We start from the raw sequence: 16,784 nt of genomic DNA on the forward strand, positions 1-16,784 counted from the left end.
CCGGCTCAGCGCGGGCTGGGCGCGCCGGGCGGGCCAGACGGGCCAGACGGGCTGGCAGGGCTCAGCAACGCCGCGAGGTCCGCCTCGGTGGGCAGCGCCGGGCGCACGACGCGGCTGTCCCTGACGTAGTAGAAGGCCGCGTCGACCGCGCCAGGGGGGACACCGCGCAGGCGCGCCCAGGCCAGGCGGTAGAGGGCGAGCTGGACCGGGTCGGCGGCGGTCGCGCCGGTCTTCCAGTCGACCACCTCGTAGCGGCCGCCGCCCAGGTCGTAGACGGCGTCGACGCGGCCGCGGACCACCCGGCCGCCGATCGGCAGCTCGAACGGCGTCTCCACGGCGAACGGGCGGCGGCCGCCGTACGGGCCGGCGAGGAAGGCGTCCTTGAGGGCCCGCAGCTCCGCGTCGTCGAGGTACTCGTCCTCGGCTCCCGGCAGGTCCTCGTGGTCGAGCAGCGGGCGCCGGTCGAAGATCTCCTCGACCCACGCGTGAAAGCGGACACCCCGGCTCGCGGCGGGGACGGGCCGGCGCGGCAGCGGGCGGACCAGCTCGCGGGCGAGCCCGTCCGGGTCGGCGCGCAGCATCATCACCTGCGTCGCCGTGAGCCCCGTCGGCAGCGGCACCCGACGGGCCGGGGCGCGGGCGGCGAGCTCCTCGTCAAGCAGCAGCCGGGTCTCCAGGTCCAGCGCGTCGAGCAGCGCCCGCTCCTGCGCGGTCATCGCGGCCCGGTGGTCCGCCTCGGCGATCCCGGCGACCGTCTCGATGATGACGGCGGCGGCACCCCGGGCCTCGGGAGCGCCGGCCGCCGCCGCGGCGGCGTTGGCGGCGGCGGCCGGAGTGCCCGCGAGCAGCCCGCGCACCGCGTTCGCCACCGCCCGCCGCGCGGCCGCCGCCAGCGGGTCCGTCGGTGCCGGCCACACGTACTCGGCCGGAGTCTCGAGCGCGGGGTTCGTCTTCTCCAAGGGGACGTCGGCCCAGTGGTCGACCTGGCCGTTGCCCTCTCGCCTGGCGTGTTCGCGCAGCTCGTCGAGGAACGGCGACGGCCCACGGGGCTTCTTCTGGGTGGGCCCCCACCAGTGGCCGCCGCAGATCAGGGTCGAGCGCGCCCGGGTGAACGCGACGTAGGCGAGCCGGCGTTCCTCGTGCTCCGCCTGCGCTCGGCACTGGTCGGCGAACCGGTCGAACGCCGCCCGGTCGTCGTCGACGACGAACTCCGGCAGGTCCTCGGCGTCGCCGCGCAGCGGCGCCGGCAGCACGGACGGCGAGGTGATCCACCGGTCGCCGACGGTGCTGTCGGGGAACGACCCGCGACTGATGTTGGGCACGGCGACGACGTCCCACTCCAGGCCCTTGGCGCCGTGCATGGTGAGCACCTGGACGGCCTTGCCCGCGCCAGGGACGTCCACCGCCAGCCCTCGCTCGTGCTGCTCGCCGGCCCGCAGGAAACCCAGGAACGAGGTGAGCGAGGCCCGTCCGCTCGCGTCGTCGTAACCGGCGGCCGAGCGGTCGAAGTCCGCCGCGACCCGCAGGAAGGCCGCGAGGTTCTCCCGGCCCCGGGTCCCGCGGGGCGCGGCCAGCTCCAGCTCGACGTCGAGGCCCGTCATCTCGACCACCCGGTGGACCAGCTCCGTCACCCCCGCGCTGACGTGCGCGCGCAGCGCGGCGAGTTCGGCGGCGAACGCGCGCACGCGCCGGGCGCCCTCGGCGGAGATCTCCTCTCCCGGGTCGGCCAGCGCGTCGGCCAGCGACACCACGTCGCTCGGGTCGACGTCCGACACCGCGTCGGCCAGCGCGTCGGCCGGCGTCCGGGGAGCGAGCCGGGCGGAGGCGCCCGCGCGCAGCGGCTCGACCGCGCGCCGGCCGAGCGCGGCGAGGTCGCGCGGGCCGAGCCGCAGCCGCGGCCCGGTCAGCAGGCGCACCAGCGACGGGTTCGCGGTCGGGTCGTCGAGCACCTCCAGCGTCGCCCGGATGTCGGCGATCTCGGGCTTGGAGAGCAGGCCGCCGAGGCCGAGCACCTCGACGGGCAGCCCCGCGTCCGTCAGCGCCGTGACCAGCGCGGGCACGTCCGACCACGACCTGGCGAGCACCGCGCACTCGCGCGGCGGGCAGCCGGCCCGCACCCGCGCGGCGAGCTGGCCCGCGATCCAGCGGACCTCGTCGTTCCAGGTGGCGTGCAGCGCCACGACGGTCTGGCCCGCGAGCGCGGCTTGCGGCCGGGGCCGCAGGACCGTGACGCTCCTGGTGGGCAGCCGTTCGGCGACGGCGTTGGCGAGGGTGAGCAGCCGCCCGCCGCTGCGCTGGTTCACCGACAGCTGGTAGGTCGCCGACGGCGCGCCGCCGGCCCGGCGGAAGTGCTCGGGAAAGCGGTCGAGGTTGCTGGCGGAGGCGCCCCGCCAGCCGTAGATGGCCTGCGCGGGGTCGCCGACGGCCGTCACCGGGTGCCCGCCGCCGAACAGCCCGGTCAGCAGCCGTCGCTGGGCCACCGAGGTGTCCTGGTACTCGTCCAGCAGCACCACGGTGTACTGGCCGCGCAGGAGCGTGCCGACCTCGGGCACCTGCTCGGCCAGCTGGGCGGCGAGCGTGATCTGGTCGCCGTAGTCGAGCAGCTCGCGCTCCCGGCGGGCGGCGCGGTACTCCTTGACCAGTTCCGCGAGTTCGAGCCGGCGGCGGGCGGTGAAGGCGAGCCTGCGCAGATCGCGCACCAGGGTGGCCGTGTTCGGCCGGGCACGAGCCCGTTCGAGGGCCGCGAGCACGTCGGCGAGCCAGCGCCGGTCGAAGGCCACCAGGTCGTCCGGGTCGACGAGGTGCTCGCCGCACTGGCCGTCGAGCGCCACGACCGCCTCGACCAGCGCCGGCATCGAGCCGGTGAACGCCTCCACGCGGCCCCGGTAGCTCCGGGCGACGTGCGCGGCGAGCTGGTAGCGGGCGGCGGCGGGCAGCAGGACGCAGTCGGGCTCCAGGCCGAGGCGCAGCGCGTGGTCGGCGACCAGCCGGCTGGCGAACGAGTTGTAGGTGGCGACGGTCGGCTCCCCCAGGCCGTCGTCCATCAGCGCGCCCTCGACATCGGGGACCAGGGCTGGGCCGCCGCCGACGTCCGGCCCGCCGACCTCCGGCCCGTCGGTATCCGGCCCGCCGGCGGCCGTGACCGCCTCGCCCGAGCCCGCGACGGCCAGGCGCGCGCGGCGCAGCCGGGCCAGGGCCTGGCGTACCCGTTCGGCCAGCTCGCCCGCGGCCTTGCGGGTGAAGGTCAGACCGAGGATCTGCTCGGCGGGCACTCCGGCGGCGGCGACCAGCCACACCACTCGCGCGGCCATCACCGAGGTCTTGCCGGAACCCGCGCCGGCGACGATGACGCCGGGTGCCACGGGGGCGCAGACCGCGTCGAGCTGCTCCTCGGTGAAGGGGACGCCGAGCAGGGCGCGCAGCCCCTCCCTGGTCAGCCGGCGCGGCTCGTCGGCGCCCTCGGCCGCGGGGGCGGCGCCCTCGAACCAGTCCTCGACGTCCGCGCCGACGTCCGCCTCGTCACCGCCGAGCCCGGGCAGCGCGGGCTGCGGCGGGGCCGCCCTCCGGGACGGCCACGTTCCCAGCGAGACGGACGCCAGCGGGACGGCTCCGGCGGGCGGCGCCGGGTGCCCCTCGTACCCGCGGCGCGGGCCGGGCGGCTCGTCGAGCGCGGGTTCCGGCAGCGGTACCGAAACGTCCATCAGTCGACCACCTGTCCGCCCTCCGCCGGCCAGGCGGGGCACGACCGTCGGAACGAGCAGTAGTCGCAGCTGGGCCCTGGCGTCGGGGCGAACGTCTCGGTCGTGATCGTGCGCACCGCCTGGCCGAGCAGCTCGTCCACCCAGGACCGCCCGGCCGGCAGCGCTTCCTGCCGCTGGATCTGGGGCGGGCCGGCCGGCTCACCCGGCTCGCGCGGGCCGGTCCGGTCGCCGTCCGCGTCGCGGCGCAGATGGACGAGCTCGGCGCCGCCGGGAACGGCGGGCCGGTCCCCCCGACCCGCGGGCCACGCGGCCTGGGCCGCCTCGGGCGGCGCCGCCGGTTCCGCCCGCGCGGGCGCCTCGGGCGGCGCGTCCCCGGGCCGCTCGAGGCGCTCGCCTCCCCGGTCGCCGGTCCCCTGCCGGCGGTCCGGGAACGACCCCGGGTCGACGGCGCCTTCACGGATGGCGAGCTGGTAGGTGCCCAGCTGGACATGCTCGGCCAGGTCTCGGGGGGCGACGGCGGCCCGGCCGGTCTTGAAGTCGATGACGTGCACGTGGCCGGCGGCGTCGAGCTCGAGACGATCGATCGAGCCGCGCAGCCGGACCGGGCGGCCGTCGACGGTCAGGTCGACGCTGAACCGCTGCTCCGAACCCACGAGGACCCGCCCGCGCTCGGCCGCGTGCCAGTCGAGGAAGCGGGCGAGCGCGTCGCGCGCCGCCGCGCGCTCCTGGTCCGAACGCCACTGGGCCTCGAAGGCGACCTGCCGCCACACCGTGTCGAGACGGGCGTCCAGCGCGGCGAGGGTCGCCGGGGTGCGGCCCGAGGTGACCTCGTCGGCGAGCGCGTGCACGACCCGGCCGAAGCTCTGCGCGCTCGTCGCCGGGCGGCCCGCGTGCGCCTCGTGCTCCAGGAACCAGCGCAGCGAGCAGTCACGCAGGCTCGACAGCGACGAGCCGGACAGCCGGATCGGCTCGTCCGCCGGGACCACCGGCACCTCGGACGACGTCAGCTCGCGCGCGCCCCACCAGCGGTCGGGGTGCGCCGCGGGCACCAGCGGCCGGTCGCCGTGGTCGGCGGCGGCGGCCAGTGCCGCCAGCCGGCGGTGGGTGGCGCGCCGCAGCGCCGGGCTCGCCGTCGGCTCGACGGCCAGCCGGCGCAGCGTGGCCACGAGGCTCGCGAGGTTGAGCGGTCGAGGGGTCCAGGTCGAGCCGTCCGTCACGCGCACGCCCAGCTCGGTGAGGAACTCGCCGCGCCGGGAGCCGTTCTCGCCCGTCACGCCCTCCTCGCCGGCGGTGTCTACGGCGGTGACGACGAGCCGGCGGCGAGCCCGGGTGACCGCCACGTAGAACAGCCGGCGCTCCTCGGCCCAGCGGTCCCGGGACGTCTCCGGCGGGCGCAGCCCACCCCGCTCGGGCGCGTCCAGCTGCTCGGCGCCGAGCAGCGAGTGCTGCGCGCGCAGGTCGGGCCAGGCGCCGTCCTGGACGCCGCGGACGACCACGACGTCCCATTCCAGGCCCTTGGCGCGGTGCGCGGTCAGCAGCCGCACCGCGTCCGGGCGGACCTCGGCGCCCGCGCGGCTGTCGGCGGCGAAGTCCTGGCTGGTCAGGTCGGCGATCAGGCCGCGCGCGCCGCCACCGGGCCCGCGCCGCTCGCCGAGCCGGCCGACCGCGTCGAACAGCGCGACGACGGCGTCGAGGTCGGCCTCGGCCGCCCGCCGCGTCGCCCCATACCCGCTGGCGGCGGCCCGCCGCAGCCGCGCCGGCCAGCCGGTGCCCTCCCACAGCGCCCAGAGCGCGTCCACCGGCGCGCCGCCGGACCGGCGGCTCGCCGCGCGCAGCAGGGCGCCGACCTCGGTCACCGGGCGGGCCAGCTCGGCGTCGACGCCGTCCGGAATCGACGCCGGGTCGGCGAGCGCGGCCCGGATCAGCTCCGCCGACGACGCCAGCCCGCGCGCGGCCCGGGCGTCCTCGGTGTCCGGCTCGGGCGAGCCCGCGGCGTCCGGCTCGGGCGAGCCCGCGGCGGCCGGCTCGACCGCGGCCGGCTCCTCGACCGCGGCCGGCTCCTGGACCGTCGCCGGCTCCTGGACCGTCGCCGGCTCCTCGGCCGCGCGGGCGTGCTCGCGCAGCGCGCGGCCCAGGGCCCGCAGGCCGGCGGGGTCCGCGCCGCCGAGCGGGGACAACAGCAGCGCGCGGGTGTCCGCCGCGGTCAGCGAGGCCGGGTCGTCGGCGCAGCGCAGCGCGGTGAGCAGCAGCGCCGCCGCCGGCCGGGCGGCCAAAGGCGGCTCGTCGCCGGCCATGTCCACCGGCACCCCGGCCGCCGTCAGCGCCCGGGCTACCGGCGGCAGCGCCTCGGCGGAGCGGGTCAGCACCGCCATCCGGTGCCACGGCACGCCGCCGGTGAGGTGCTCGCGGCGCAGCAGGTCGGCGATCGCCTCGGTCTCGGCGCCCTCCGACGGGAAGGACAGCGCCTCGACCTGGCCGGCCTGGTCCGGCTCGGCGGAGACGAGGGCGCGGTGGGCGCGCAGGGCGGCCACCGGCAGACCCGACATCGGCAGGCGGCTCGCGACCTGCCTGCTCGCGGCGAGCACCGACGGGGTCATGCGCCGGCACACCCCGAGCGCGCGCACGTCGGCGGGCGAGCCGTCGGCCCGGCGGAACCGGGTGGGGAAGTCGAGCAGGCCGCGCACGCGCGCGCCGCGGAACGCGTAGATCGACTGGTCCGGGTCGCCGAAGGCGACCACGTCGGCGCCGCCCGCCGCCAGCGCGGCCAGCAGCCGCTCCTGCGCCGGGTCGACGTCCTGGTACTCGTCGACGAAGACCGCCCGGTAACGCGCGCGCGGCGCGTGACCGAGCTCCGGGTCCCGGACGAGCGCCACGGCCCGGTGGCCCAGCTCCGGGTAGTCGACCGCGCCCTCGAAGCCCAGGGTGTCCAGGTAGTCCGTGTAGAACTCGGCGAGTGCCGCCCAGTCGGGCCGGCCGGCGCGGACCGCGAGCTCGGCCAGGCCGGCCGGGTCCAGCCCGACCGCGCGAGCCCGGGAGAGCAACGCCTCGACCTCCTCGGCGAAGCCCCGGGTACGCAGGCACACCCGCAGCGACGCCGGCCAGCGCGGCCGGCCGATCTCGCGCGAGCCCTCGATCAGGTCGCGCAGCCGGGTGAACCGCTCCGGACCGGTCAGCAGGCGCGGCGGCGGGTCGCCGGGGCGGGGGAACTCCCGCAGCACGGCGTAGCACCAGGCATGGAAGGTCCAGGCCACGGTGCCGCCGACAGCCGCGCCCACGCGCGCGGTGATCCTTTCGGAGAGCTCCCGCGCCGCCCGCCGGCCGAACGTGAGGACGAGGATCGAGCCGAGGTCCAGCCCCGCCTCGACGCGATGGGCGACCGCCTCCACCAGCGTCGTCGTCTTGCCCGTGCCCGGGCCGGCGAGAACCAGCAACGGGCCGCCCGGGTGCTCCACCACCGCCCGCTGGGTGTCGTCGAGCCGCGCGGGCTCGGCCCACCCGGCCGGCGTCGCCGACCGGTCGAGCCGGTAGCGGCGCGCGCCGGCGGCCGGCCGCGTCAGGGTGACCGGCTGACCGGCGCCGGCCCGCGCGTCGACGGGCTGTGTGTCGACGAACCCCGTGCCGGCAGACGCCGTGCCGACAGGCCCTGTGCCAACAGACCCTGCGCCGGCAGACCCTGTGCCGGCGGACCCTGCGCCGGCGGATCCCGCGCCAGGGTGTCCGTCGGCGGTGGGCGAGGTGGACACGGATACAGGAGACCACGCGGCTCCGACAGTTCCGCGATCGCCTCCGAGGGGTCGGGGGACCCCACCCGGGGGTGCGGCCTCCCGCTGGTGACGCCTGTCGGTGGTCACTGTGGGAGCCTGAGGGATATGGGAGAGTGCACGGACAAGGTCGTGCTGGTCACGGGGGCGGGCGCGGGCATCGGCGCGGCCTGCGCCCGCCGGCTCGGCGACGCCGGCGCGCGGGTCGTCGTCGCCGACCTCGACGAGGCGTCGGCCAAGGGCACCGCCGACGAGCTTGAGCGCGCTGGCGTGACCGCGCTCGCCCTCGGGCTGGACGTGACCGACCCGGACGCGGTGAGCGGCGCCGTCGCGGCGGCCGTGCGGACGTTCGGCCGGCTCGACCTGGCCGTCAACAACGCCGGGATCTCGCTGCCCCGCCAGCCCGTGGACAAGATCCCGGTCGACGACTGGCGGCGGGTCGTCGAGACCAACCTGAACGGCGTCTTCTACTGCCTGCGGGCCGAGATCCCCGCGATGCTGGAGGCGGGCGGCGGGTCAATCGTGAACATGGCCTCCGTGCTCGGCGTCGTCGGTTTCACGGAAGCCGCCGCGTATGTGGCGGCGAAGCACGGCGTCATCGGGCTCACGAAGACGGCGGCGCTGGAGTACGCCACCCGCGGCATCCGGATCAACGCGGTCGCCCCGAGCTTCGTCGACACCGCGATGATGGGCGGCGGCGACGGGAAGCGGAAGATGCGCGGTGCCGCGCTCCTCGCCCCGATGGCCCGGTTCGCCACTGTGGACGAGGTCGCCGAGATCGTCCTCTTCCTGCTGTCCGACCGCTCCTCGATCGTCACCGGGAGCGTCTACCTGGCCGACGCCGGCTACGCCGCCCGCTAGGAGTCCTGGAAGGACGGCGTGGCCGGCGGCCTCGCGGCGGGCACTGGGCAGGTCACGGCGCCTGGCCGTCCCAGCGGGCGCGGGTGAGGTCGACCCGGTCGCCGTCGGGGCGCAGTGGGGTGCGGTCGGCGACGAGGCGGGCGATCGCCTCCACCGGCGCCGTCGGGTTGGGCTCGCCGGTGGCGCGGATGACCCGGTGCCAGGGGACGTCCTCCTCGTGGCCGAAGCGGGCGAGGACGGCGCCGACGTGGCGGCCGGTGCCTCCGCCGACGTACTCGGCCACGTCGCCGTAGGTCATCACCTTGCCGGGCGGGATCCGGGCGACCGCGTCGAGCACCGCCTTGGCGTACTCGCCGGGCTGGCCGCCGACGTGGATGCGCACCCGGGTGCCCAGCCCGGCGGACACGCTCCCCGGCGCCTTCCCGCCCCGGCCGTCGGGCCGAAGTCCGCTCATGGGCTCAGCATGCCAGGCGAGTCCGACAGGTCAGGCAGACCGCGTCCTGGTCGCCATATCAGCCAAGGTTCCCCCGACCAACGGCCCACGCCGGATGCCGGATGCCGGATGCCGGTGAAGTGTCCGCCGAAACGCGGCTCAGGGCTCGCGGATCGACGGACAAGTCGGTTGTCCGTCGCCGACCTGTCCGCGCCCAACCAGAAGATCGCTGCCCCTCCCGGACTGTCCGGCAGAGCACGGTCCAGGACGCGCGTTCCGGCGGGCGCTCCGGGCGCGCCACACGCGGGGCGGAGGAGCGCGGCAAGGACAGCGTTCCCGGATGTGGCGCCGGCGCCGTCCGACCGTGACGGGCCCACGCGTGACGAAGGCCCCGCCATGAGGCGGGGCCTTCGCGCGTCGCGGGAGCGGACTGGGCCGAGAGCGGGCTCAGTAGACCGGCAGAGTCCTGTCGACCTGGGTGGCCCAGGCGGTGACGCCGCCCTGGACGTGCACGGCCGTGGAGAAGCCGGCGCCCTTCAGGGTGGCGAGCGCCTCGGCCGAGCGGACGCCGGACTTGCAGTAAAGGACGACGCGCCTGTCCTGCGGCAGCTCGGACAGGTGGGCCGGCAGGTCACCCTTGGGGATCAGCCGGGCGCCCGGGATCCGGACGATCTCCCATTCGGCCGGCTCGCGGACGTCGATCAGCTCGAGCGGGGTGCCCTGGTCGATCCACTCCTTCAGCTCGCCGGCGGTGATGGTCGAGCCGGCGGCCGCGAGCTGCGCCTCCTCCGAGACGACGCCGCAGAACGCCTCGTAGTCGTCGATGAGCGAGGTGATCGTCGGGTTCTTGCCGCACAGCGGGCACTCCGGGTCCTTGCGGACCTTGATGGAGCGGTAGCTCATCTCCAGGGCGTCGTAGACCATCAGCCGGCCGACCAGCGGATCGCCGACGCCGGTCAGCACCTTGATGGCCTCGGTGACCTGGATCGACCCGATCGACGCGCAGAGCACGCCGAGCACGCCGCCCTCGGCGCAGGACGGCACCATGCCGGGGGGCGGGGGCTCCGGGTACAGGCAGCGGTAGCACGGCCCGTGCTCCGCCCAGAAGACGCTGGCCTGCCCGTCGAACCGGTAGATCGAGCCCCAGACGTACGGCTTGCCGAGCAGCACCGCCGCGTCGTTCACCAGGTAGCGGGTCGCGAAGTTGTCGGTGCCGTCGACGATCAGGTCGTACTGGCTGAAGATCTCCATGACGTTGTCGGTGTCGAGCCGCGTCTCGTGCAGCACGACGTTGACATACGGGTTGATCTCCAGGACCGTGTCGCGCGCCGACTCGGCTTTGCTGCGCCCGACGTCGGACTGGCCGTGGATGATCTGACGCTGCAGGTTCGACTCGTCGACCGTGTCGAACTCGACGATCCCGAGCGTCCCGACGCCGGCCGCGGCCAGGTACATGAGCGTCGGCGACCCGAGGCCACCCGCGCCGACCGCCAGGACCTTGGCGTTCTTCAGGCGCTTCTGCCCGTCCATCGCGACATCCGGAATGATCAGGTGCCGGGAGTAACGGCGGATCTCGTCGACGGAGAGCTCGTCGGCGGGCGCCACCAGAGGTGGAAGGGACACACGTGCTCCTTGCGTTCGGCATCGCCGGGTGAGGGCGTTCCCTCGACGATGCCACAGGTCTGACCGTCGCCGGTCCGTCTCGGCGGACCCGCGGCGGCCGGTGGGCAGGCGGTCCGCGCCGCGCCGCGGCGCCGCGGACCACCTCAGGTGCAGCGCCCGCGGCCGGCCGCGTGTTCCCACCGCCCCCACCGCGTGTTCCCGCCGTCCCACCGCGTGGTCCCGACGCCTCCGTCACGGCCTCGGCCGCCGCCGATGGCCGGCCGGGACCAGCCCGGGCACCGAGACCGAGGCCGTGACGGAGGGCGACCGCCCCGGGGCCGTCAGCCGTCGCCGGGGGCCGAGTGCCGTCGAAACGCGACGGGTGAATCGCCAGCGCGCGGTGAAGCGCGACGAAGCGGTGGATCCACCGATCCCACGGTGACCGATCGGGTACACCAAGCGGCGCGCAATTCTTCCGCAACGTCAGATTCTATTCTTCCGCAACGTCAGATTTCATTCGCGAATGAAAGAAGACCCCGCGCGCTGGCCAATTGGTATTTAAATACCATTGCTATGCTAAGCCGTCCTGAGGCGTGCCGAAGCTCTGGAAGGGCCTGGTGTGACGGCACTATCCAATCCAGCGGTGTCCGGCCCGCGCCCGAGACCCTCGGTCCAGCCGCTCACCGCGAACGAACTGGACGGCGACGTGGTCGACCGTTTCCGGCTCGTCGCGCGGCTGTGTGCCACGGAGCTCGCCGTGAGCGCGCCACGGGGCACGCTGACCTACGCCGAGCTGGACCACTGGTCGGACGACCTCGCCCGGCGGCTGCTGGACCGCGCCCACGAGTCCGCCGAAACCGGCGAGGCCAGGTTCTCGGACCGGGCGTCCCGCGCCGCGGCGGACCGGCAGGGCGCGCCTGACCGCCCGGTCGCCATCCTGCTCGGGCACGACCCGGCGGCCGTGGTCGCGATGATCGGCGTCCTCAAGGCCGGCCGGCCGTTCCTGGCGCTCGACTCCTCCCTGCCCCCCGATCGCCTGGCCAGGGTGCTCGAGCTCGCCGACGCCGACCTGTGCGTGTGCGGCGGCCCGGCCCTCGGCTACACCGTCGGTGGCACGGGCGCCGATCTGGGCGGCACCGACGTCGCGCCCGACCCGGCCCGCCTCCTCCCGCCCTGGGTGGAGCGGATCGAGATCGGCGTACCGCCCCCTGGCCGCCCCGAGCCGACGAGCCTGGCCCCGTTCGCCGTGTCCGCCGCCACGCAGGCGCCCGGGCCCGCGGACGGCCGCGCCGGCGGCCGGGCGGCCGGGGCCCAGACCACGCCCGGCGGGCTCGCGGGGCCGTCGGGTCGAGCGCCGCGCAGGTCCGGCGGCGACCTGGCCATGCTGATCTTCACGTCCGGCTCCACGGGAACCCCGAAGGGGGTGATGTGGAACCACCGCACCCTGCTCCGCCACGTCAGCGTGTTCCAGGACGGTGTCGGGCTCACGGCCGACGACAGGCTGGGCCTCCTGCTGCCGTACAGCTTCATCTCCGGCGCAAGCATGGTCTTTCGCAGCCTGCTGACGGGCGCCACCCTGTCGATGTACGACCCGCGCGCTCACGGCATGCGCGCGCTGCCCGCCTGGCTACGGGCCGAACGCCCGACCGTCCTGTGGTTCACCCCGTCCCTGCTGCGCGCCGTGGCGGGCGCCCTCGACCCCGGTGAGGTGCTCGGCTCCGTACGCTGCGTGACGACGGCCAGCGACGCGCTGCACGCGCGCGACGCCCGCCTCCTGCGCCAGCACCTGCCGTACGAGGCGGCGGTCGTCGTCTCGTACGGCTCCTCGGAGGCGGGCCTCGTCACGCTCGGGATAACCGGGCCCGGCGAGCCGCTGCCGGACGGCGTCCTGCCGGCCGGCGTCCCGCAGCCGGGCACGGCCGTGCGGCTGCTGCGCGACGACGGCACCGAGGCGGCCCCCGGCGAGGCCGGCGAGATCGTGGTCGCCGGCCGCTACCTGACGGGCGGGTACTGGCGCGATCCGGAGCAGACCGCCGCCCGGTACGGCGTCGGAGACGACGGAGTGCCGTACTACCGGTCGGGCGACGCCGGCCGGTTCGGGCCCGACGGGCTGCTGCGGATCACCGGCCGCCTCGACGGCATGGTCAAGGTACGCGGCTACCTGGTGGAGCCGATCGAGATCGAGGCCGCGCTGCTGTCCTCCGAGGAGGTCAGCGACGCCGTCGTGGCGACGGACGCGTCGACGGAGCCGGCCCGGCTGGTTGCCTACGTCGTCCCGTCGCCGAGCAGCCGCCCGTCCCCGGCGTCGATCCGCCGGCTGCTGCGGGCTCGGCTGCCGGCGTACATGGTGCCGTCGACGGTGATGATCCTCCCGGCGCTGCCACGCACCGAGCGCGGCAAGGTGGACCGCAAGGCGCTCCCGCCGGCGCCACCCGCGCTGGCCGGCGACCTGCCGCGCAACGACTGGGAGGAAGCGGTCGCCGGGCTGTGGGCCCGGGTGCTCGACCTGGACTCGGTCGGCATCCATGACGACTTCCTGGAGCTCGGCGGCGACTCGCTGGCCGCGCAGGACGTCGTGTCCCGCCTGTTCGAGGAGCTCGGGGTGCGGCTGCCGACGTCGGTGCTCGCGCAGGCGCCGACGGTGGCGGAGCTCGCGGCGGTGGCCGCGCAGGCCTCGTCGAGCGCGTCGAGGATCACGCCACGCCATCCCGACGTGATCCCGCTGCGGACCGGTGGGACCGGGGTGCCGCTGTTCTGCTTCTCCGGTGCCGGCGGACTGGCGATCGCGATGCTGGCGCTGGCCGCGAACTTCGACGGGGAACGACCCGTCTACGGGCTGCAGGCGCACGGGCTCGAGCGCCGGGGCCTCCCGGACTGGACGGTCGAGGCGGCGGCACGCCGGCACGTCCGCGCGCTGCGGCTGCTGGCGCCCCGTGGGCCGTACCTGCTGGTCGGGCACTCGTTCGGCGGCCTGGTCGCCCTCGAGACGGCGCACCTGCTGCGCGCGGCCGGCGAGCACGTCGGCCTGCTCGCCCTCATCGACTCCACCCCGCCGGGCGGGCTACGGGTGTCCATGACGGGCTCGATCGTGTCCTCGCAGCACTCGGGCGGCCCCGAGCAGGCCGGCGGCTCCTACAGCTGGGACAAACCGCCGCGGGCCTGGCCGCCGCGGCCGGCGCCGCCGGCGGACGGCCAGACCTCGGCCGCCAGGCGGGCCCTCGACCGGGCGCCGCGCTTCCTCTCCGACCGGGCGCCGCGCTTCCTCACCGACCGGGCGGACCTGCTCCGGACGATGGCCCACCGGGCGAGCCGGATCGGCCTGGTGCCGCTGACCGGCCTCGTCCAGTTCCCGGACGACCGCCAGTTCCGCACCTTCTACGACCAGGGCCGACTGGTGTCGATGACCTACCGGCCGGCGCCCTGGACCGGGCGCGCGCTGCTGTGGCAGGCCGCCGCCAAGGTGTCGAACCCGGAGCTGCGCCCGGTCAGCGGCCCGTGGGCCCAACTGCTCACCGGCAGGGACGCCGTGGCCAGGACGGTGGTCGGCAACCACGACAGCATCCTGCGGGAGCCCCTCGTCGGGGCGCTCGCCGACGACATCCGCGCCCGGATCGCCCACCTCGACCAGGACGTCTCCGGCGGTTCCTGACCGCGGCCGACGACCCGGGGAAGGCGCCGGGGACGATCCGGCGGACGCCAGGGACCGGAAGGCGCCAGACCGGGTGGGGTGCCGGCCCGGCGGAGCTGGCGCGCGTCCCGTGGGACGCGCCTAGGCGGAGCGGCGGGTCGGCGACTTCGCGGCGGTCGACTTGGCGGCCGTGGACTTCGAGCCCGCCGCCGCCGTCCTCGGCGCGGTCTTCGGGGGCGCGTTCTTGGGACCGGCGCTCTTCGCGGCCGTCTTCCGGCCGGTCGCCTTGGCCTTGCCACCGACCGTCGCGGGTCCAGCGGCCTCGGCCGCCTCGGCGGCCCGCTCGGGCTCGGCCTCGGCCTCGGGCCCCGCGGCGCCACCCGCCGGCCGGCCCGACCGGACCGCCTCGATGCTGGCGCGCAGCGCGGCCATCAGGTCGCCGGCGGGCCCCACCTTCTCCTCGACCGGCGGCGCCACGACCTCCTGCCCGGCGATCTTGGCGTCGATCACCTGGAGAAGGGCCTCGCGGTACTGATCGCCGAACCTCGTGGGGTCGAAGTCGTCGGCGAGCGTGTCGATCAGCGACCTGGCCATGTCCAGCTCCTGCTCGCGGACCTGGATCTCGTCCTCGAGGAACGGGAAGTCCGGCACGCGCACCTCGTCTGGCCAGAGCATGGTCTCCAGTACGAAGACACCGCCGCGGACCCGCAGCGTCGCCAACTGCTCGCGCTGCCGCAGCGCGATCTTCACCAGCGCCACCCGGCCCGAGGACTCGAGCGCGTCGCGCAGCAGCACGTACGGCTTGGACCCGTGCTTGTCCGGCTCCAGGTAGTAGCTCTTCGCGAAGTAGATCGGGTCGACCTGCTCCAGCGGCACGAACCCGAGCACGTCGATCGCGCGCGAGGTCGACAGCGGCAGGTTCGCGAAGTCCTCGTCGGTCAGGACGACGGTCTCGCCGTCCGGCAGCTCGTAGCCCTTGGCGATCTCGGAGTACGGGACCTCCTCGCCGTCGGCCGCGGCCACCCGCTTGTAGCGGATCCGCGACCCGTCCGAGCGCCGGACCTGGTGAAAGGCGACGTCACGCTCCTCGGTGGCCGAGTACAGCTTCACCGGGACCGAGACGAGGCCGAAGCTGATGGCACCCTTCCAAATCGAACGCATGTTCGCCCCTAACGTCGTTCCAACCCCATCGTGAGCCTCCCGGCGCCCCGTGTCCGCCCGACCGGCGAACCCGCCAAAAATCCGCCCGCTCAGCACACTTGGACACCCGTTGGGTAGACGTTGTCGATCAGCCAGACTCATCGGTTGTGCGTCCGGACAGGCACAAACGGTCTCCTCGGCCCCCGGCGCATGCTGGGATGCACAGGAGCGGGTAGCTCGGGGCGGAACGCGGCGCGGCGTACGCGGGAGGCACGGGATGGGCGGGGCGAGCGGGGCCGACCAGGCGGTCGAGGTCGACGGCCGGCAGCTGAAGCTGTCGAACCTGGACAAGGTGCTCTACCCGGCCGGCACCACCAAGGCCGAGGTCATCGACTACTACGCCCGGATCGCCGACGTCCTGCTCCCCCACCTCACCGACCGGCCGTTGACCGTCGTGCGCTTCCCCGAGGGCGTCGGTGCGGACGGCTTCTTCAGCAAGAACGCCCCCGCGCACCGCCCGGCCTGGGTGACGACCCAGACGCTGCCCTCCCCCGGGTCCACCAAGAACCGCCGCACGATCGACTACCTGGTCGCCGAGGAACGCCCGACACTCGTCTGGCTGGCCAACCTGGCGGCCCTGGAGATGCATACCCCCATGTGGCGGATCTCGACCAGGAAGCCGGACCTCCTGGTCGCCGACCTCGACCCGGGCCCGGGCACGAACGTGCTGGACTGCGCCCGCGTCGCCCTGCTGCTGCGCGAGGTCCTGCCCGAGCCGCTCTGCGTGAAGACCAGCGGGTCCAAGGGGCTGCAGGTGTACGGCCGGGTGGACGACGGGCGGGACAGCATGCGGGTGCGCGACGACATGCGGACGGTCGCCGAACGGCTCGCCCGGGACCATCCGGACCTGGTGGTGTCGAACATGCGCAAGGACCTGCGCCACGGGCGGGTGCTCCTGGACTGGTCGCAGAACAACCCCGCGAAGACGACCGTCTCCGTCTACTCCCTGCGGGCCCGGGCGTCGCCGACCGTCTCGACCCCGGTCAGCTGGGACGAGGTCGCCGCCGCCCGCGACCCACGCGACCTCGCCTTCACCGCCACCCAGGTGCTCGACCGCGTCGCGCGGCACGGCGATCTGTTCGCGCCGCTGCTCGGGCAACAAGAACGGTGACGGGCGTTCGCGGCAACGGCGGGTGGGTATGCCGTGAATCCCGGGGTTCCAGCCGGATCGGCGAAGGCGATCCGGCAGGTCCGGTTGGCCGACCCGGTGACGCGGGACGCGCGACGGCCTGACCGACGCGCGGGCGGCGTCACCCGGGCGAGTACGTCCCGTCACCTCGTGGAGGCCAGCATGGGTGCACCGACCGAACTTCCCCTCGACGTTCCCGACGCCGACGCCGCCGAGCAGGCCAGGGCGCTGCGCCCGGACGAGACGCCTCCTCGTCCGCCGCCGCTGCGCGAGCGGCCCGAGGTCGACGAGTACGACGCCGTCGAGCAGAGCCTCGTCGTCGAGGACGACGAGGACGACTACCGCTAGGCACGCCAGGCCGTTCGGCACACACCCCGGCCACTCATCCCGGCTCCGGGTGCCCCCGGCTTCGGGTGCCCCCGACGACCGCCGCGCGTCCCCCACGCCCGGTGCCGGGCGACCCGTCGGG

Annotated in this window: 9 protein-coding genes; 4 read left to right on the forward strand and 5 right to left on the reverse strand. The window is 75.5% G+C overall.

What is annotated here, in order from left to right; translation table 11 throughout:
* Positions 1–5 precede the first annotated feature (5 nt).
* Both I6A81_RS32130 and I6A81_RS32135 read right to left on the reverse strand, forming a co-directional pair.
* Positions 6–3,701, reverse strand: coding sequence for an ATP-dependent helicase (locus I6A81_RS32130; protein WP_238430507.1), 3,696 nt, complete (start codon positions 3,699–3,701; stop codon positions 6–8).
* A complete protein-coding gene (locus I6A81_RS32135; protein ID WP_407661412.1) occupies positions 3,701–7,156 on the reverse strand; it encodes an ATP-dependent helicase in 3,456 nt (1,151 codons plus the stop codon). The genes I6A81_RS32130 and I6A81_RS32135 overlap by 1 nt, the downstream gene beginning before the upstream one ends.
* Before the next feature lie 414 nt (positions 7,157–7,570).
* On the opposite strand from I6A81_RS32135, the gene I6A81_RS32140 reads away from it, so the two are divergent.
* Complete coding sequence (locus I6A81_RS32140; RefSeq protein WP_203007037.1) at positions 7,571–8,323, forward strand: SDR family NAD(P)-dependent oxidoreductase; 753 nt, start codon at positions 7,571–7,573, stop codon at positions 8,321–8,323.
* A 52-nt stretch (positions 8,324–8,375) separates the two neighbouring features.
* Here the strand turns inward: I6A81_RS32140 and I6A81_RS32145 are convergent, their stop codons facing one another.
* Positions 8,376–8,777, reverse strand: a complete 402-nt coding sequence (locus tag I6A81_RS32145; RefSeq protein WP_203007038.1) for an MGMT family protein — start codon at positions 8,775–8,777, stop codon at positions 8,376–8,378.
* A gap of 426 nt (positions 8,778–9,203) precedes the next feature.
* Entirely contained in the window at positions 9,204–10,379 is a 1,176-nt protein-coding gene (gene moeZ, locus I6A81_RS32150; RefSeq protein ID WP_203007039.1) for an adenylyltransferase/sulfurtransferase MoeZ, read from the reverse strand.
* A 622-nt stretch (positions 10,380–11,001) separates the two neighbouring features.
* Here moeZ and I6A81_RS32155 point away from each other — a divergent pair.
* The gene (locus I6A81_RS32155) at positions 11,002–14,007 is read left to right on the forward strand and encodes a non-ribosomal peptide synthetase (RefSeq protein WP_203007040.1); all 3,006 of its coding nucleotides are present in this window, start codon (positions 11,002–11,004) and stop codon (positions 14,005–14,007) included.
* A gap of 120 nt (positions 14,008–14,127) precedes the next feature.
* Here the strand turns inward: I6A81_RS32155 and ku are convergent, their stop codons facing one another.
* Positions 14,128–15,147 carry a non-homologous end joining protein Ku gene (ku, locus tag I6A81_RS32160; RefSeq protein WP_203007041.1) on the reverse strand — a complete coding sequence of 340 codons (1,020 nt, stop codon included), beginning with the start codon at positions 15,145–15,147 and terminating at the stop codon, positions 14,128–14,130.
* A 256-nt stretch (positions 15,148–15,403) separates the two neighbouring features.
* On the opposite strand from ku, the gene ligD reads away from it, so the two are divergent.
* On the forward strand, positions 15,404–16,297 hold the full coding sequence (gene ligD / locus I6A81_RS32165) for a non-homologous end-joining DNA ligase (RefSeq protein ID WP_203007042.1): 894 nt from the start codon (positions 15,404–15,406) through the stop codon (positions 16,295–16,297).
* A 180-nt stretch (positions 16,298–16,477) separates the two neighbouring features.
* A complete protein-coding gene (locus tag I6A81_RS32170) occupies positions 16,478–16,663 on the forward strand; it encodes a hypothetical protein (protein WP_203007043.1) in 186 nt (61 codons plus the stop codon).
* The last annotated feature ends 121 nt before the right edge of the window (positions 16,664–16,784 follow it).

Origin of the sequence: Frankia nepalensis (genome assembly GCF_016786325.1) — a bacterium.
GTDB lineage: Bacteria > Actinomycetota > Actinomycetes > Frankiales > Frankiaceae > Pseudofrankia > Pseudofrankia nepalensis.